The organism is Nostoc foliaceum FACHB-393 (assembly GCF_014698505.1).
Taxonomy (GTDB): Bacteria; Cyanobacteriota; Cyanobacteriia; order Cyanobacteriales; family Nostocaceae; genus Nostoc; species Nostoc foliaceum_A.
In genome coordinates this window covers 31,511-48,228 of the sequence record NZ_JACJTD010000052.1, presented here as the reverse complement: position 1 = coordinate 48,228, position 16,718 = coordinate 31,511, and the positions used below count along the sequence as shown (strand labels likewise).

The following is a 16,718-nucleotide window of genomic DNA, read 5'->3' as shown; positions in this document are numbered from 1 at the left end:
CCTTTCTACCAAATCATCCAAACTTTCTTTAACTTCTATTGAGGTGACACCAACCATCGGTAGAGGTATCTTAACAACGATTCTCAGTTTACCTTATCTGCCCTGTATCCCATTTAAATTGGTATCAGTACTACATAAAGAATACAAAAGAGACTGAATGGGTTACAATTCCAACGTCAGACCTGAGTTTTTGTAGTTTATTGAGTGACAAGAAATGACATCCAGGGTACTTGCAAGACCTGGGATTTAAAAAAAGCCTCTTTCTGTTAAAAACTCAAGTCCTGCTCCAAGTTGCGCTGTTGCTTATGTTCGTGTAGATAATCGAGTAGCTGCTGATTCCAATCTGTCGCTTTGCACTTGAGCCGCTTGGACTGTAGCAGTAGTTTCTTGACAACTCGTGCAGCAACTTAACTTCTCCTTCTTCCGAAGGCTCAAACGCCACCTGTACAGTAGGAATATTCTGCAATTGGTTCACTGGCAAGCTATTGGGGTTGTCTAGTGGCATATAATATACACCGATCACGCTTTTGGTATCGCGCCTGTGACCTGATACTCTAGCATGACAAAAGACATGGCATCGATAGGAGAAAAACACAGCACCACTTTATAGACTTGGTTTGTTGGCTGTCCGCCCAAGTGGAAGTAAAACTAGATATCATGGCGACGAGTTCCTTTCTCATCTCTCTTGAAGTTGTTTTCTCCCCATGTCCCCCTCAAAAATGCACCCCTGACTTTACTAACTATATTCTTCATGCCAAATACAGCGTTTGCCTTTGCATCAGCGTAAACTAAATAAGAAAAAAAGAGTGGAATTATTTGAATTTATCAAAACCTCACCATTGAGGATTTGCCATAATTAATGCTGACGCATCTGAGGTACCCAATGGAGGCGAGAAAAAATATCCTTGAGCATATTCACAGTTTAACTTTCTAATAAAAGCTAGTTGGTCTTTTGTCTCTACTCCTTCGACGGTCACGTTTATACCCAGTTTGTGTGCTAGGGTGACAATGATCTCAATAATTTCTAAATTTCTGCTATTAGTATCCATCGGATTGAGGAAGGATTTGTCAATCTTCAACACACTAATCGGAAAGCTAGAAAGACGGGCCAATGAAGAGTAGCCTGTACCAAAGTCATCAATTGATATTTCAACGCCCAACTCCCGAATTTGTGAGAGAGTAGCAGTTGTTTCATCGCCATTTTCCATAATTACGCTTTCAGTAATCTCTAGAATTAGAATGTTGGGGTCAAGACCAGTTGAGTGTAAAATATGCTCAATCTGCTTAATCAAATCCGATTGAGAAAACTGCTTAATAGAGAGATTAACAATAATTTTCTCTAGCAAGGTGGGATGCTCGTTGAGTCGCCAAGTTTGCATCTGGAGGCACGCCTTATGCAGTGTCCAGTAGCCAATCTCGATAATTAGTCCAGTTTCTTCTGCTAAAGGAATAAAATCTGCCGGATTCAGCAAACCACGTTCTGGGTGTTGCCAGCGCAGCAGAGCTTCAAAACCTATAATAGAGCCACTAGTGAGCGAAACAATCGGTTGATAATAAACTCGGAATTCTCGACGTTCAATTGCACGGCGCAAATCGGTTTCTAAATGCAATCTGGCTATAGCCGACGCATACATATCTAAGTTGAATAGCTCATAGCGCGCTCTGCCCAATGCCTTGGCTTGATACATCGCTGTATCAGCATCTCTAAGCAGGTCTTCTGGTTGGTCATAGTCTACTGTTGAACTTAAAGCGATGCCAATACTGGCCGTCGTGAACACTTCTTGCCCATCAAGCTCAATAGGTAACACCAGTTCCTGTTGAATACGTTCAGCTACTTTGATAGCGTCTGAGGCATCTTGAATTTGCTCAAGTAAAATAGTAAATTCATCTCCCCCAAGCCTTGCCGCTAGATCGGTGGGTCGCAGACATACTTCTAGCCTACTGGCGATAGCAAGCAAGAATTGGTCTCCAATTATGTGTCCAAGACTGTCATTAATTACCTTAAATCTATCCAGGTCAATAAACAGCACAGCAAATAAATAGTTCTCCTGTAGTTTAGCTTGCTGGAGTGCATATTGTAAGCGTTCTATAAACAAAGCTCGGTTTGGTAAACCTGTCAGTGCATCATGAAAAGCATTATGCAACAATCGTTCTTCTACTCGTTTGCGCTCGGTAATATCATAAGTATGCGCGAGAATTTGATAAATTTCCCCATGTTCATTCAACAGTGGAACGTAAGTAACAACTATAGTAAAAGTCCCATCAGGCAAGTGAATCTTACACTCTTTAGTTTGTAAGGTGCATGTCTCTACAGTTTTTTGAAGCAGTGGTAAATAAGTATTTGTAACTTCAGGCGGGAATAATTCTTCATCTGTATGACCAATAAGTGCTTCCTCAGAATAACCACTGCGGTTAACGCCAAAAGCATTGACAAACTGCAACCGCCGCTCGGCATCATAAATTACAAATGGATGGGGGATATTATCAATTGCCAATCGGAATCGCTGTTCGCTCAGACGCAAAGCTTCCTCTACCTGCCTACGCTCGACAATCTCAGTTTCTAGTTGCTTGTTAGTCTCTAATAGTTCAGCAAATGACTCTTGTAATTGAGTAGCCATTTGGTTATGAGCCTGAGCAAGAACTCTTAGTTCTTTAATACCCTCTACTGCAACAGTTTGGTCTAATCTTCCATTAGCAATTTCCTTAGAAGCTGAACTTAAGCGGATAATTGGTTGGGTAATCCAATGAGAAGTAATCACTCCCGTTACTGTAGTCAGTATTAATGTTCCTAAGCACAGCAAAATAGTGATTCGTGTATTGGCTTCGATATGTTCCATAAAGTCGGCTTCTGGAACCACTACGACAATTACCCAATTTAGTCCGTAGCCATCTGTGAACGGCATTAGCTGTATGAATTGCCGCTTACCGTCAATTTCAAAGTCGAGCTGCTGGCTAGAATGAATGTTGTTAAAGTTAACAAAGCGTGCATTCAAATATTTTGCTGTCAAATGAGTTACACGATCTCTACTGGCGAGAGGTGTAAGGCGTCTGTGCTTCCCCTTGACTTCCCGATTGTTAAGTATAAAAAGTGGCTCAATTGTTGAACTTGCTACCAAGTTTCCAGAGCGCTCGATAATAAATGTCTTTCCTGAACGTCCGATTTTTAAACTATGCAAAAACTTACTTAGTTGAGATAGAGGTAATGTTGCATTTGTCACGCCAAGCAAAGTGTTTTTCTGTCCATAAAGAGGTCGGGTAGCGCTGATTGCTAGCCCTGATGAAGAAAAATACGGATAAATTTGAGTCCAAGTAGTTTTACCTGCTTTTACAGCTTCTATGTACCAAGGACGAGTGCGAGGATCAAAGGTTGTGCTAACTTGAATTAAATTAGTGCGATTACCTTGGCTATCAGTGGTATAGGTATGGTATTTACCACCTGTTAATTGATTTTGGATTCGGATTACTAGTGAACCATCATTCAGGCGATCTACTGAATAAATTTCTCCCTGTTCACTTGCAAAAGCGATCGGGCTGAGAGATTTGAATAATTGCATTTGGTGCCAAAAATGGCGTTCTAGACTTTTGGGTTCTTTCAAATTCAGCTCACCAAAACGAATGGCATTGGCGTTAATTTGAGTGAGGAGTTGGGGTTTCTCCATGTAATCTGTGACATATTGATGAATCCGATTTGCTAGTTCATTTCTCAAAGGAATAGCAACCTCATCAACAGATTTCTGCCCATTTTTTAACGAAAAGAATGCTGTTAGTCCTACAGATGCAAAAATTTGCAGTACAAAAGGTACTATCACCACTACACGGAGCGGCATTCTCATAAACCCAATAAAAATTGGAGACGAGAAATTTCGCCATGTCATCAGCGGACAAATCCAAAAATTATTTTATTAAAGATGAATTCTTGAGAAGTTTTCCTATTTAACATAGCGATGTCTCCATTCTAATTAAGCTTATTCGACAAGCGGTAGTTCGTACACCATGCTCATAAAAAAGGAGAAAATCAGCCCTATGCTACCCCCTAAAGATAGAGGTTTAAACTATTAGGTTGGCATGATGTGATGGAAGACAGATATTTTTCGTCATATCTCAGCAATCACTAGCAATTTTTGAGATAAGCATTATAACTATTAAAGACTCAAATCCTGTTCTTGTCTTAGCTGTTGCTTTTTCTGTTTCAAATAATCTATAAGCTGCTGATTCCAATCGTCAGCCTTGCATTTGAGCCGCTTGGACTGTGGCAGTAGTTCCTTAACAACTCGTGCAGCTGCATTACCCTCATCGTCCGAGTCAAACGCCACTTGTAAATTAGGAATATGCTGCAATTGCTCTACTGGCAAGCTTTTGGGATTATCAAGAGCCATGTACAAAGTTCTATTGGGTGGCACGTCGCCTCTAAGCTGATACTCCAGCATGGCAAAAGACACGGCATCGATGGGCGATTTCAAAAGCACCACTTTCTCTACAGGATCAGTTGGCTGTCCGCCCAAGTGAAAGTAAAACCAGCCCTCACGCCGCTTAGGTATTGAGCCGAGATACAAGTAAAAAGCAGCAATATGGTCTGAGAAAGCTTGCTGTATATAAGTTTGAGCGTTTTTGAAGCGAAAGTAGGATTTTGCTTGAAGATACTTGCAGTCTGAGGGTCAATAATTGCTTTTCGCCTACCAAAGAGAATTATAAATACTCTGTGGTAGAAGGCTAATATTTTGGGCTATAATCCTTTGCCTGTAGGAGTTACAGACAATTCTTTGCGAAAGATACTCAAAGTCCTTGCTGTAAAACCTGTAAATAAAATTAATAAATACTCCAGTTTTTGTAGCGATACATACCCAAGATTTGCGCTCTCCTGTCAATTTTACTTATAAATGGCTGAACCCTATATATAGTAGGAGTTTCCAGACTATCTTGCAGGTTTTTACTCATATCTCGGCTCAATACCGCTTAGTCCCAAACTCGTAGCCTTTGAAAGTGTTGTTTTCTCCCCGTGTTCCCCGCAGGAATGCTCCTATTGCCTGGGGTTCTTCGCTAAGATTCCGCATGACGAACACAGCGTTTTGCTGGTCATCAGCGTAAACTAACCCCCTTTTATGCAGAAGTTCCACAAAATTTGATGGTATTCCCCGTTTCTGGGTGAGGTAGTTGCAGACAGAAGACCACTTGCTTTTTTCCTCAACAGGTAGCTGAAACGGGGTTCGCGGTTCTAACTCTATAATCTCAGCCGCCACTTGACGAGTTTTTGCGATCGCTGCACGTTCTGCCCCAGCTTCACCAAAACGCTCATGCAACCAGACGACCGCCTGCCGTAGATTGCAATAGTTAACGTGCATTACCAAGTCAATCGCACCACCGCCACCCTTTTGTTGATCGGGTGCGAAGTCGTAAAATTTGGGCCCATCTATATTAATGATGTGTCCGTGACCCTTCCATCTGCTCTGATGAGTGCGATCGCAATTTAGCCCCAACTCCCAGGCGACATCCTCCAGGGGCAAATCGCGCAGTTGTTGGGTTTTCAATTCCAGCGTTCGCACAATTTCTTCTAGCCGTTGTCGCTCCTTCTCGCTGGCTCTCGCCCGTTGCTCTGCCCTCTCCAATCGCTCTGCCATGAAGGAACGGTCAGCCAGTTGGTGGTTGATCGCTTGGAAGTGTTCATCAGACTGAATCCTGGTTACATAACTACTAGCTGATTCAAATGGTGTCGGTGCTAATTGGTTATTTGTAATGACTGCGGTGAGTGGTTCACTGTTAACCGCTTGGTAATATTCCTTTACTTTGGTGTGGGTTGCCTTACTGCCCTTGACCCCTCGTTCAATGCCCAAAGGAGCAAGTGCACCAGCATAACTGTCTTGGAGTTTGGATAACTTAATTCTTCCCTGTCCACCTCTGCCGCCGAACATCGCGTCATGGCTTACTCTGCCAGTTTTTTCATTCACTGGCACGATGTAGGCGTGGATGTGTGGGGTACTTTCATCTAGGTGAAGCTCTGCCCTGACGCACTTTGACCCATAGTTTTGATCTAGCCAGTCACGAGATGCGATCGCCCATTGCTGCATCAGTGAATCAGACCACTGCCCAGAAAGAGATGGATCAACGGGACGAAAATATTCAGGTGATGCCGAGAGAAACATTTCCGTGCATAACACCGCATCATGCCGAGGGCGATGCTTGAGCGTAGAGATTTTTTCTTTAACTATTTCCTCTAATGCGCGGTCGTCTTCCCCAATTAACCGGACATTCTCTTTAGTTGGATCTGCGTTGGGTGTTTCTCTATTCCTGGTAACATGGTCATCACTTCCCGCAACGTTGCCGAATGTTTTTAGTTTTTCAATTCTGAGAATTGTTAGTGGCGACATAAAAAAATTATGCTACAAATGCAGTATTTTTGTATTACGAAAAAAACCCTCCAAGCGAACGGCGGTTTCATGTCATGAGCGCAGCGAGAGATGGCGCAGCCACCCGCAGGGCATGAAACCATAGTGAGTATGGTATCACTTATACAAAACCCTGAAATCCACTTTTTGGGGAGAAATCGCGCTTACTGCCGACTGTCAAAATACGCCCAAAAGCACCTCTAGGGGACATAACGACAGTCGTTTGACAGTCATCGGGTTTTTGGGCAATGACTGTCAAACGACTGTCATTTGGTACAGTAGAGGGGTACTAGGGGTAGTTTACGGCGCATTTTGACAGTCATTGGAATTTGGTATCAATCAACACGATGCCTTACACACAATCTCCTTTAATTCGGTAGGAATGCAGGACATGGAGCAACCTAATTTAGAAGTGCTTTCGATTAAGCGCAGTCACGACAGTAGCGATGGCCAGTTGCTGCAATTTTTACGAGAGCGTGAGCGTCGAATGTCGGGCAGAGGTCTGACTAAAATTGTTTTGAGTACTTTAAGGATGTGCTGGGGGCCTTTTGTCATAAAGCGCATTGGTGCTGACAGCGACACTCTCAAGACTGCTGTGATTTACTCTATCTCACAGTTGGAATTACAGATTTACTTGCTTAAGCAGTTACTTGAGTAGACACTTGCTTTAACAAAGTCGCAAGTGAAGAACTCTCAAACGGTTCAGTTTAAGTCCCAGGCTTCTATCAAGCCGCAAGTATGTGTTTGCGGGGTCTAAATCCCCGTTACAAAACTTACTTGCGACTGCGAAAAAGTCACTTGCGACTTGAGTTTGATGGTGAGAGCGATTTGCAGTCTATCTCGAATGCTGGGTTGGCAAGTTGAAGTTAGGGAGAGGGATTTTTGAAGTATAAGTGCAACACAGCCGTAATATAGAAAAACCGCCCGAAATTGGGCGAAAAAGTAGCTCCAAGCTAGTGGCAACAAGGATTATAGGCTTTTTTCTAAGAAATAGCAGATGCTTTTGGCTTAGTGCAGACTAAGCCCAGGCTTAGTCTACAACAACTTTTTTGAATGACAAACAGAAATTACTCAAACCCTAGAATTAGTCTAGGCTTAGTCTACGACTATCCTGGACTAAGCCTAGACTAAGCCAAAAGAAATTGTGATTGGATATACAATTTGGTGATTTAAAGACCACTAATTGCATAGACTTAGTGGTGATTATAAATGTGTAGCTAGTGTCCACTGATAATGACCAAACCTGGGATGAGGACAGTGACGGTTTGATCGATTTAGAACTGTCATCGGAAATGAAACAGAAATACAAGCTGTTTGGTGTCGAGTAGTAGTTGAGAAAAAGCTCATTTCTTCAATTCCCTTGGACATTTCCTCAAACACCCCTGGGTGTGTTGCTGAGGAGCAACTTGATTCAATACGAGAAGATGCTGCACATTGGGCATGATTTTCTTTCACTGGTTATCGAGTCGCGCTTCAATAGCGAAGAACTAGAGAAGAATCGCCCCAGTTTTCAGAGGGGTGAACTCATTGGGGGAGACCGCTTTCACTCCTATACCAGCCGTGTTTCGAGTTTATTCGTTGTGTAGCGTGGATCTTGGTTGTGACGGCTGGTATCTTTTTTCAAGGCTTGTGCCTTGGTGGCTTTTGTCGTGACTGTGTAGTTCTTCAGTAGTATTTTTTGATGGCTATTGCTTATGCTTCTGCTTTTCAATTTTGGCTCTCAAAAACTTTCCGCCAAATATGGCGTACTGTGCGTCAGAAAAAGATGGATTAGCGGGCTTAAAAGCTTTTAAGTGATTTTCAGGGTAATTGACCAATTATTGGGAGCAAATGGGAGACTTCTTATAAGTATTGGGAACTGTTCGGATTTATTGGGAATTTTTGAGCTAATGAGAATTCCGTTACTGGATGATGTAAAAGGTGTAAAAAGGTAAGAAAAAATTGGAGATTTGGGAGATATTGTCTAGATATTGGGAGATGTTGAATGTAGTTGCTAAGAATTGGGAAAATGGATGTTTTGTGGAGGTTTTATCTCAGACGCACGAATTTAGTCAAATCAATCAACTAGTGCCAAAACTGTAATATTTCTTGATAAATGTGTCAAAAATCACGGTTTGGGCGGTTTATCTTGAGAGTAATTATCAATTAGATAGACGAAAAAAGGGTCAAAAACAGGGGTAAATTTTTTTTGTGGATTTTGTTTTTTAATGTTGAGTCTTGGTTCTCGTTCAAGCCGAATGCTCAACGTTCAATTTGTTTGTGATCAACTACGATAGTCAAGCGATCGCGCATCTTGTGGTCAACCTAATCCAAGATAAAATCAGGAACGAAAAAATGAAATTGATGATGAGCTAGGGGTAAGCGATGGAAGCCAAAAGTGAAGTGACAATAAAATTTAGCGGCTCACTACCAACAGCCACACCAGCAGAGAATAAGAAAGTTGCAATCGAGTTGACTGATCAGAACGGCATAGTCTTTACCGCTCAAGTTAATGCCAAAAGCTGGCGCAAGGCTGAAACTAGCGCCTCAGAATTTGCAGACTGGGCCGGGGCCGTTTCGGGCAAGCTTGGTCAACGAACAGAAAACGGTTTTGAAGTGATTGACGCGGGAATTCAGATTTTTGAAAAGAAAGTGCGATCCGTTGACGAGAAATCAAGCCAAGTCCCGGCTTGAGGGATTCGTCGCTAGGTTAAAAAAAAAAAAAAAAAATTTTTTTTTTTTTTTTACAGAACCTAGACAACTGTAAATCCGTGCAAGTGTAATTCTTGCCCTCCTTGGTGAGGGAGTGAAAGCAATACCCCTGAGGTAGCGACTAGTCATCAATCCTCAAAGCGGGGTGTAATGGAGGTAACTGGGAACCTAACCTAGAATCCCTTCTAGCACAGATGTGTATGGGTAAAGTGAGTGAAGGCGGTTTACTGTCGTAACGAATAACCAGCGAAATTAGGTTGAGACGCTGGAGCCAAAAGGCAATGGTTATAAGAAAGTCCATTTCTGCGACATTCAAGGGCTGGTCATATTTCTTGTGACAAGCAATCACCCCACAGATAATCCGGCAGGGTACGCCACCCTAAATACATCGCCAAACGGATATACGGAACGGAGTAAACCTTGAAATGCTCTCAGGCAAAAGGTCGATGACCTGAGCAGGTGCTAACCGTATGCAATCAAGGTGAAGATTGAGTCAGAAGCTAAAGCCCCGTTGTAATAACGAGGATATGCTGACGGACTCACGGTTGATTGAAAGAAATAGCTACTAAGTAGAGTGGAAATGTTATGGACACGGTGTCACCACCGATGTATAGATGGAATACAATCCCTTGGCGTAAGCTAGAAAGGACAGTATTTAAGCTCCAAAAGCGGATATTTCAAGCCTCTCAACGTGGAGATGTCCGAGCAATCCACAGGCTACAACGTCTTCTAATACACTCCAAAGCAGCTAAATACTTAGCGGTAAGAAGGGTAACACAGGATAATCAAGGTAAGAAAACCGCAGGTGTGGATGGAGTAAAATCTCTAACCCCAGAAGCGCGTTTGAAACTGGTAAATAACCTGAAATTGAAACCCTCCGGTAAAGCAACGCGACGCGTTTGGATTCCCAAGCCAGGCAAAAACGAAAAACGCCCATTAGGAATACCAACCATGTATGACCGGGCATTACAAGCATTGGTCAAAATGGCAATGGAACCCGAATGGGAAGCTAAGTTTGAAGCAAAAAGCTATGGTTTTAGACCCGGACGTTCAGCCCATGATGCAATACAAGCAATATTTTCGAGTATTAAGCAATGTCCAAAGTACGTTTTGGATGCTGATATATCGAAATGCTTCGACCGCATTAACCACTCGAAACTGCTCCAAAAAACTGAGACATTTCCAAAACTCAAACGAATTCTCAGTCAATGGCTCAAAGCAGGCGTAAAGGATGGAAACAATTGGTTGACAACAGAAGAAGGCACTCCACAAGGAGGTGTCATCTCACCTTTACTAGCGAATATAGCCCTTCATGGACTGGAAACAGCAGTGAGGGCAGCTATCCCTGGTTCAATTACCGTTAATGGTAAACGCCAACACAATTGGAAACCAGAAGTTGTTAGGTATGCCGATGACTTTGTAATCCTACATAGAGATGTACAAGTTCTCAAAAAGTGCCAACAAGTAGCACAAGAGTGGTTAAAACAAATTGGGTTGGAAATTAATTGGGAGAAAACACAAATTGTTCACTCCCTGGAATCCGGCAAGGGCTATCAAACAGGTTTTGACTTCTTAGGGTTTGAAATCCGGCAATATCACACTGATAAACATAATTCAGCCAGAAATTACCAGAACGAACCTTTAGGGTTTAAAACCATCATAAAACCTAGCTTCCAAGCCATACAAAGGCATTATGAACACTTAGCCACAATCGTAGATCAACATCGCTCGACACCTCAATATGTCTTAATACAGCGACTCAACTCAGTGATAACGGGATGGACTAACTACTATAGAACTGCTTGTAGTGGAAAAACTTTCCGTAAGCTGGATGAACTGATCTACAAGAAATTGCTGGCATGGGCAATCAGAAGACATCAAAATATAGGAATCAGGGAAGTAGTCAATAAGTATTGGCGACAAATTGGTAAGGCGAAATGGACTTTTGCAACTACAGAAGGACTATATCTGGGAAGGCATTCAGCTACACCCAAAATCCGACATTTAATTGTCAAAGGTTCATCATCCCCATTCGACGGTAATTGGCAATACTGGACTACTCGATTAAGAAAACACCCTGAAATAAATCCAAAAGTAGCAAAATTACTTAAACTCCAGAAAGGAGTTTGTGTACATTGTGGATTGCTCTTCAAATCGGGAGATTTAATTGAAGTCCATCATCAGGACGGTTGTACCTCAAACAACCACGTCAATAATCTCATGGCTTTACACCGTCACTGTCACGACCAAATTCACGGACAGAAGGTTTATAAATAGAAGCCAAATCTCAACCAACCAGAGGTATACATGACAGGTATCAATCGACTGAGGAGCCGTGTGAGTTGGAAACTCTCATGCACGGTTTTGAAGACCAGTGAGGTTGGCGACAGCCTCACTGAGTTTAATGCGAAGGAGGTAAAACCAGATGTAGGATCTGCGGTGGCTGAAGCTGGCGCTTCTTCATAGACAGATTTTCTGTCGCGTTTCGGTTTTCTTTAAAAGCGATCACAATAGTATGGTTAGTGTTTTCAATACACCTTGATGGGAGCAACGCATGATAGACTCCAGGAAAATTGCCACCATGCGTCGATGGGTGATGATTTCACTGTTGGGCTTACTTGCCCTGATCATCGGTCATGGGATGGCATTGATTTACCGCATTCAGCCTGGAGTCTCGCTGTGGTTCCCCCCATCAGGGGTAGCGATCGCCTTAACTTTCTGGTTTGGCCCTTTTGGTATTATTCTCACCGGACTAGCATCTTTTTTGATGTCCCCCGCTTGGGGGTTTCATGGTTGGGAGCGATTAAGTGCTTTGGCGGATATGATAGAACCTCTAGTTGCCTGGTTGCTTTACCGTCGTTTTTGGAGAGGTTCTCGAACACTAAATACCCTCAAAGATGCTGCCGTTTTTATTGTCAGTGTACCTCTGATTGCCAGTGCTACCTTGGCGATCATTGGTAACTTAACTTTTTTCGCAATAGGTAAAATGCCTATTAGCAGCTTAGGTACTAATATTCCCCATTGGTGGTTAGGCAATGCAATGGGAGTCATGGCTATTGCACCTACTGCCTTGTTAGTCATCACCCCTTATCTCCAGTCTCAGGGCTGGTTATTAAATGCTGAACCATTAAACTCTTCATTTGTTTCGCCCATTTTTCCACGTTCTCGTCGCTTTATACTAGAATTCAGCACTATAATACTGCTTTGTGTAGTAATAGCAACCATCACTGTTGCCGAAACTAATCAGAATGGCTTTAGATTTCAGCAATTATCTTTTTTGAGTTTTGTGCCTGTAATTTGGGCAGCAACTCGCTTTGGTGTCACCTGTGGGATGTTAACCTCCACTTTTTGTGTACTGGTGACGTTGTTTTCCTATCTAGTTGCATACCCCAACGCTATATCCTTGTCCACGTTTCCCTTAGAGGCGGAAGTACTGCACGTTCACAAGTTGAGTTTATTGGTACAGTGTATTGTTAGTTTATTAGTGGGCATTGCCATTACAGAACGGTCAAAAATTCAAGTAGAGTTAGCAGTAGAAAGAGTCAGACTGGGGGAATATCAGTCCCGTGCTGAATTATCAGAACAACTTATCCAACTCAATAAATCACTGGCGCAAACCAATACTTCCTTAGAAGAATCCCACCAAGAAAAAGATGAATTAATCAAGCGCGAACAAGCCCTCCGCAGCCGTTTGAGTAATATTTTGTCAAGCATGACTGATGCTTTTATTGCCGTGAATCGAAATTGGGAGATTACCTATGCTAATCACCAAGCGGCAAAAATTCATAATTTAGCACCAGCAGACTTGATTGGTAAAAATTACTGGGAACAGTGGACTGGGGCTAGAGGTACAGAGTTTGAGCGAGAATATCAGCGATCGCTTTTAGAAAATATCCCCGTTCATTTTCACGCATTATACGCACCGTGGGATATGTGGTTGGAAATTCACGTCTACCCTGCTGAAGATGGACTGGGGATATTTTTTAGAGATATCACTGAACGCAAACACGTAGAACAAGAACGTGAATATCTGCTCATGCGTGAGCAGATTGCTAGAAGTGAAGCAGAAAAAGCCAATCGTTTAAAAGATGAATTCTTAGCAGTTCTTTCCCATGAATTGCGTACTCCCCTGAACCCAATTTTGGGTTGGGCAACGCTGCTGAAAAAGAATAATTTGGAAGAAGCTAGAAAAATACGGGGAATAGAAACTATTGAGCGCAATGCTAAATTACAAATTCAACTAATTGATGACTTATTAGATGTCTCCCGCATCCAACAGGGGAAAATGGCTTTAAATATGCAGCCTGTGAATTTAGCTAATACTATTGAAGAAGCCAAGGAAACTGTAAGACTAGCAATTGAAGCTAAAAACATTAGTCTGGAAACTGTACTAGACCATAATATCGGCATGATTGCAGGTGATTCAGGTCGTTTACAGCAAATTATCTGGAACCTGCTTTCTAATGCCGTTAAATTCACTCCCTCAGCCGGAAAGATAAAAATCATATTAGAACAAGTTAATAGTTATGCCCAAGTTCAAGTTCAAGATAATGGTAAAGGCATTAGCCCAGAATTTCTCCCCTATGTATTTGATTATTTCCGTCAAGCAGATGGCACAACCACAAGACAATTTGGAGGGCTAGGTTTAGGGCTAGCTATTGTTAAGCATCTGACAGAATTACATGGTGGTACTGTGAAAGTAGACAGTGCAGGAGAAGGCATGGGGGCAACATTTACAGTCAGATTACTATTAATGCCTGATAGTGCCCAAATAATACCAAAAATCCGACAATCCAATAATGCTTTAAGTTTGCCAGGGTTGCATATATTAGTGGTAGATGATGATCTAGATACAGGTGAATTTCTCACCTACATATTGGCACAATCTGGAGCAAAAGTGACAGCGGTTGCATCAGCAGGTGAGGCTTTAGAAATTTTAGCCAAAACTAAAGTAGATTTACTATTGAGTGATATTGGTATGCCAGGAATAGATGGTTATATGCTGATGCGATTAATTCGAGCTATGCCGTTAGAAAAAGGAGGGAAAATCCCAGCGATCGCACTCACAGCTTATGCTGGAGAAATTAACCAAAAACAAGCATTAGCTGCCGGATTCCAAATCCACTTAGTTAAGCCTGTAGAAACAGAGAGATTATTTCAAGCAATATCAGAAGTTTTAGCTACATGTCTATAGGGTTATCGGCATTCCTGAAGATACCCACGGGGGGGGGGAACTGGCATAGAGGTTAGGCGAACGCTGAGAAATGAGTCGAGCTTGATGTTACCCAAACAGGTGATAACTCTTACACTACCAGGATTACATCTTCACCAATATTGAAAAGTTGTTGTGAAGCGATTTTGAAGAGTCAGCGATCACCGAAGACATTCACCGACAGTTCATTCTAAGATGGGCATATATACAGAAATCCTTATAGCGAACTCGAATTATTCGATTGTGTCCTTTTAGGCACATCAACCACATCAATCGCCCCCAGAAGGGGGTATTTTTATGGCGGTAGTGGCTCAAGCAGTGCCTCGCAATATTGGGCTGTGTTAGCGTCTGGTACATAGTATTCTAGTTAGACACTCATGGTAATAATAGGGGATGAAGTATGGGAGAAGCTAAACGCAGAAAACAGCTTTTGGGCGATGTCTACGGTTCACGAGTTAATTTAGAAAAATGCCCCATACCTTCAGAAATTAGCCTTGGATATGTCAGTGATGAAGCATTGGCAACCACAAAAGCCCAACTGCATAGGATGCCTAATGATTTTAAATCCACCTTTTTCATCGCCTTGACAAAAGCTAAAACTATAGTTGAGCCAGGAATTGTTTTCTCTGAAGCTCTAAAGTTTTCTGGTGGGGTTGGTGTCGAAGTTACATTCCGCTCCGACATTGAAACTTTTATCAAATCCCGGTGTAATACTCCAGTTCTGGGTTTACGCCTGATACAAAAGCTCAAAAGTATAGACTACAATACTCATCGAGTAATAGCTATCCTTGCTGGCTCTGATACTCCCATGCTCCCGATTAACGTCTATTCTGTTCAGCAAATCGAAACTCTGCTTAAGTACCTCAATGAAGACAGATAAACACAACTTTAGTGGCAATAAATAGAAAACCGCCTTCTTCAGATGAAAAATCGTTGACAGATACTCAAAGACACAGGGGCGGCGCGAACAATATAATTTCTACCTCTGCCATGAGGTATTGGCAGAGATAGAAGCACTTTCAATAGTCTATTCCACGAATGACTAATTACGTGGAATCCCTAGAATCTAAGAAAAATTAAGGTTTACTGGGAAGCGATCGCTTCTGAGCAAGCCTCTATGCTTGAAGGGTGAATGTGTTGAAATCGATCGATGCTAAATGTTAATCCAGAACGAGGCATTGCATATACTTGGGGGTCTACACCACAAGAGCGACTGATGTCCTTCCCTTGCGATCGCTACATGTCGAATGCTGACGAAGCATATTTTCGAGCTATTGATGTGCAAGCACCAGCGCCGGTATTATTTCGGTGGTTATGCCAATTGAAAGTAGGTTCTTACAGTTATGACTGGCTTGACCACCTCGAACGAATATTTTTTCATGGTGCTGAGTCAATTCCCACTCATCCCAGTCCAAAGCAACTGCTTTCGGGTGTGGAAAATTTAGCTGTTGGTCAAACAATCATGGGCATTTTTAAATTAGTTGAGTTTGAACCAAATCAACATTTGACGATAGTAACTGATGATGAGCAAGCCATTTCTATTTTTGGTGATATCGCTGCAAGCTATATCGTAATCCCAAGAACGGCAAATGCTTGTCGCCTTATTCTTAAGGGGAATATTCGCTATCCCAGAAATCGCTTTTGGTCATGGATACGCTATTTTTTGCCGTGGGCAGACTTATTAATGATGCGTCAGCAATTTTTGAGATTAAAAAATTTAGCTGAGAACCAAGTTTGATAAGTGGCTATTTGCCGTGTCCACTTGTTTCCCAACAATATATAACGTTATGTATGAGGAAATAGCTAATCCCACCAAGCATATAACTGTTGAGAATTAATCTCTAATTCATCACAACCCCAGACGAATTTTACAAATTCACCTGCAAAGTCTAAGTCTTTCACCCCTTTAACTGTAATTGCATCAATCACCAAATTCGGGCCGTCTGTATCATTGATGACTACACCATCAAAAATCGCTGTCGCTTCTAATATTTTGCAACGTTGTCCAAATTCAATAAATGAACCGACTGATGGAGCAGCATTAAAATGAGTATCTAGTGTAGTATAGCCTGATTGAATAACTTGCTCTAATGATTCTAAAGATAAACTCTGAAATTTGACCGCGTTGGGAGTATATTCAGTAATTGAGTTCCCTAAAATTTCTTCAATCCGTTGAACCATATATTTATATTCATATTAAATAAATTGTCAGTATAAGCATATTCCTTAGTCTAGTAGATGCAGATGGTAACGAACTAGAGGAATACAAGGTAAGTTTACCAAGTTGGCTAAGACCAGAGATATTTACAAACTCTTCAATGGTAAACCTATTATTTTTAAGGATTAATTATGGCTCAAGATTTCATTAAGCTAAGTGATTTACTTAATCAATTATAATTAATTTTAAAGGAAATAAAACAGCATACCGACTACAA

Annotated in this window: 14 protein-coding genes; 8 read left to right on the top strand and 6 right to left on the bottom strand. The window is 41.8% G+C overall.

The features are described from left to right. Positions 1-274: 274 nt before the first annotated feature. The 5 genes from H6G92_RS29290 to mobV form a co-directional block, all read right to left on the bottom strand. The gene (locus H6G92_RS29290) at positions 275-505 is read right to left on the bottom strand and encodes a hypothetical protein (protein ID WP_190899030.1); all 231 of its coding nucleotides are present in this window, start codon (positions 503-505) and stop codon (positions 275-277) included. Positions 506-648: 143 nt separating this feature from the next. Then, positions 649-753, bottom strand: coding sequence for a hypothetical protein (locus tag H6G92_RS29285; protein WP_242059354.1), 105 nt, complete (start codon positions 751-753; stop codon positions 649-651). A gap of 80 nt (positions 754-833) precedes the next feature. Next, entirely contained in the window at positions 834-3,827 is a 2,994-nt protein-coding gene (locus H6G92_RS29280; protein WP_190899028.1) for a bifunctional diguanylate cyclase/phosphodiesterase, read from the bottom strand. Between the two features lie 315 nt (positions 3,828-4,142). After that, on the bottom strand, positions 4,143-4,553 hold the full coding sequence (locus H6G92_RS29275; RefSeq protein ID WP_199345024.1) for a toprim domain-containing protein: 411 nt from the start codon (positions 4,551-4,553) through the stop codon (positions 4,143-4,145). A gap of 390 nt (positions 4,554-4,943) precedes the next feature. Continuing rightward, positions 4,944-6,362: a MobV family relaxase gene (gene mobV, locus H6G92_RS29270; RefSeq protein ID WP_242059353.1), complete on the bottom strand. Its 1,419-nt coding sequence runs from the start codon at positions 6,360-6,362 to the stop codon at positions 4,944-4,946. Between the two features lie 409 nt (positions 6,363-6,771). Between mobV and H6G92_RS29265 the strand changes: the two genes are divergently transcribed. The 8 genes from H6G92_RS29265 to H6G92_RS29235 all read left to right on the top strand — a co-directional run bounded on the left by H6G92_RS29265 (position 6,772) and on the right by H6G92_RS29235 (position 16,021). Further along, positions 6,772-7,038, top strand: a complete 267-nt coding sequence (locus H6G92_RS29265) for a hypothetical protein (RefSeq protein WP_242059352.1) — start codon at positions 6,772-6,774, stop codon at positions 7,036-7,038. Between the two features lie 673 nt (positions 7,039-7,711). Then, the gene (locus H6G92_RS29260) at positions 7,712-7,966 is read left to right on the top strand and encodes a hypothetical protein (RefSeq protein ID WP_190899027.1); all 255 of its coding nucleotides are present in this window, start codon (positions 7,712-7,714) and stop codon (positions 7,964-7,966) included. A gap of 778 nt (positions 7,967-8,744) precedes the next feature. Beyond that, positions 8,745-9,053: a hypothetical protein gene (locus tag H6G92_RS29255; RefSeq protein ID WP_190899025.1), complete on the top strand. Its 309-nt coding sequence runs from the start codon at positions 8,745-8,747 to the stop codon at positions 9,051-9,053. A 603-nt stretch (positions 9,054-9,656) separates the two neighbouring features. After that, positions 9,657-11,348, top strand: coding sequence for a group II intron reverse transcriptase/maturase (gene ltrA, locus H6G92_RS29250; RefSeq protein ID WP_199345023.1), 1,692 nt, complete (start codon positions 9,657-9,659; stop codon positions 11,346-11,348). A 30-nt stretch (positions 11,349-11,378) separates the two neighbouring features. Continuing rightward, positions 11,379-11,537, top strand: coding sequence for a hypothetical protein (locus H6G92_RS38925; protein WP_199345022.1), 159 nt, complete (start codon positions 11,379-11,381; stop codon positions 11,535-11,537). Between the two features lie 88 nt (positions 11,538-11,625). Further along, the gene (locus H6G92_RS29245) at positions 11,626-14,265 is read left to right on the top strand and encodes an MASE1 domain-containing protein (protein ID WP_190899023.1); all 2,640 of its coding nucleotides are present in this window, start codon (positions 11,626-11,628) and stop codon (positions 14,263-14,265) included. 418 nt (positions 14,266-14,683) lie between these two features. Beyond that, positions 14,684-15,163, top strand: coding sequence for a hypothetical protein (locus H6G92_RS29240; protein ID WP_190899021.1), 480 nt, complete (start codon positions 14,684-14,686; stop codon positions 15,161-15,163). A gap of 270 nt (positions 15,164-15,433) precedes the next feature. After that, the gene (locus H6G92_RS29235; protein ID WP_190899019.1) at positions 15,434-16,021 is read left to right on the top strand and encodes a hypothetical protein; all 588 of its coding nucleotides are present in this window, start codon (positions 15,434-15,436) and stop codon (positions 16,019-16,021) included. Positions 16,022-16,086: 65 nt separating this feature from the next. Here the strand turns inward: H6G92_RS29235 and H6G92_RS29230 are convergent, their stop codons facing one another. Next, positions 16,087-16,464: a hypothetical protein gene (locus H6G92_RS29230; protein WP_190899017.1), complete on the bottom strand. Its 378-nt coding sequence runs from the start codon at positions 16,462-16,464 to the stop codon at positions 16,087-16,089. Positions 16,465-16,718: the final 254 nt, after the last annotated feature.

What these genes read in the sequence shown, in the direction of transcription:
- H6G92_RS29290 (WP_190899030.1), bottom strand. Translation starts at nt 505, where the DNA reads ATGCCACTAGACAACCCCAATAGCTTGCCAGTGAACCAATTGCAGAAT.
- H6G92_RS29285 (WP_242059354.1), bottom strand. Translation starts at nt 753, where the DNA reads ATGAAGAATATAGTTAGTAAAGTCAGGGGTGCATTTTTGAGGGGGACA.
- H6G92_RS29280 (WP_190899028.1), bottom strand. Translation starts at nt 3,827, where the DNA reads ATGCCGCTCCGTGTAGTGGTGATAGTACCTTTTGTACTGCAAATTTTT.
- mobV (WP_242059353.1), bottom strand. Translation starts at nt 6,362, where the DNA reads ATGTCGCCACTAACAATTCTCAGAATTGAAAAACTAAAAACATTCGGC.
- H6G92_RS29265 (WP_242059352.1), top strand. Translation starts at nt 6,772, where the DNA reads ATGGAGCAACCTAATTTAGAAGTGCTTTCGATTAAGCGCAGTCACGAC.
- H6G92_RS29255 (WP_190899025.1), top strand. Translation starts at nt 8,745, where the DNA reads ATGGAAGCCAAAAGTGAAGTGACAATAAAATTTAGCGGCTCACTACCA.
- ltrA (WP_199345023.1), top strand. Translation starts at nt 9,657, where the DNA reads ATGGACACGGTGTCACCACCGATGTATAGATGGAATACAATCCCTTGG.
- H6G92_RS38925 (WP_199345022.1), top strand. Translation starts at nt 11,379, where the DNA reads ATGACAGGTATCAATCGACTGAGGAGCCGTGTGAGTTGGAAACTCTCA.
- H6G92_RS29245 (WP_190899023.1), top strand. Translation starts at nt 11,626, where the DNA reads ATGATAGACTCCAGGAAAATTGCCACCATGCGTCGATGGGTGATGATT.
- H6G92_RS29240 (WP_190899021.1), top strand. Translation starts at nt 14,684, where the DNA reads ATGGGAGAAGCTAAACGCAGAAAACAGCTTTTGGGCGATGTCTACGGT.
- H6G92_RS29235 (WP_190899019.1), top strand. Translation starts at nt 15,434, where the DNA reads ATGCTAAATGTTAATCCAGAACGAGGCATTGCATATACTTGGGGGTCT.
- H6G92_RS29230 (WP_190899017.1), bottom strand. Translation starts at nt 16,464, where the DNA reads ATGGTTCAACGGATTGAAGAAATTTTAGGGAACTCAATTACTGAATAT.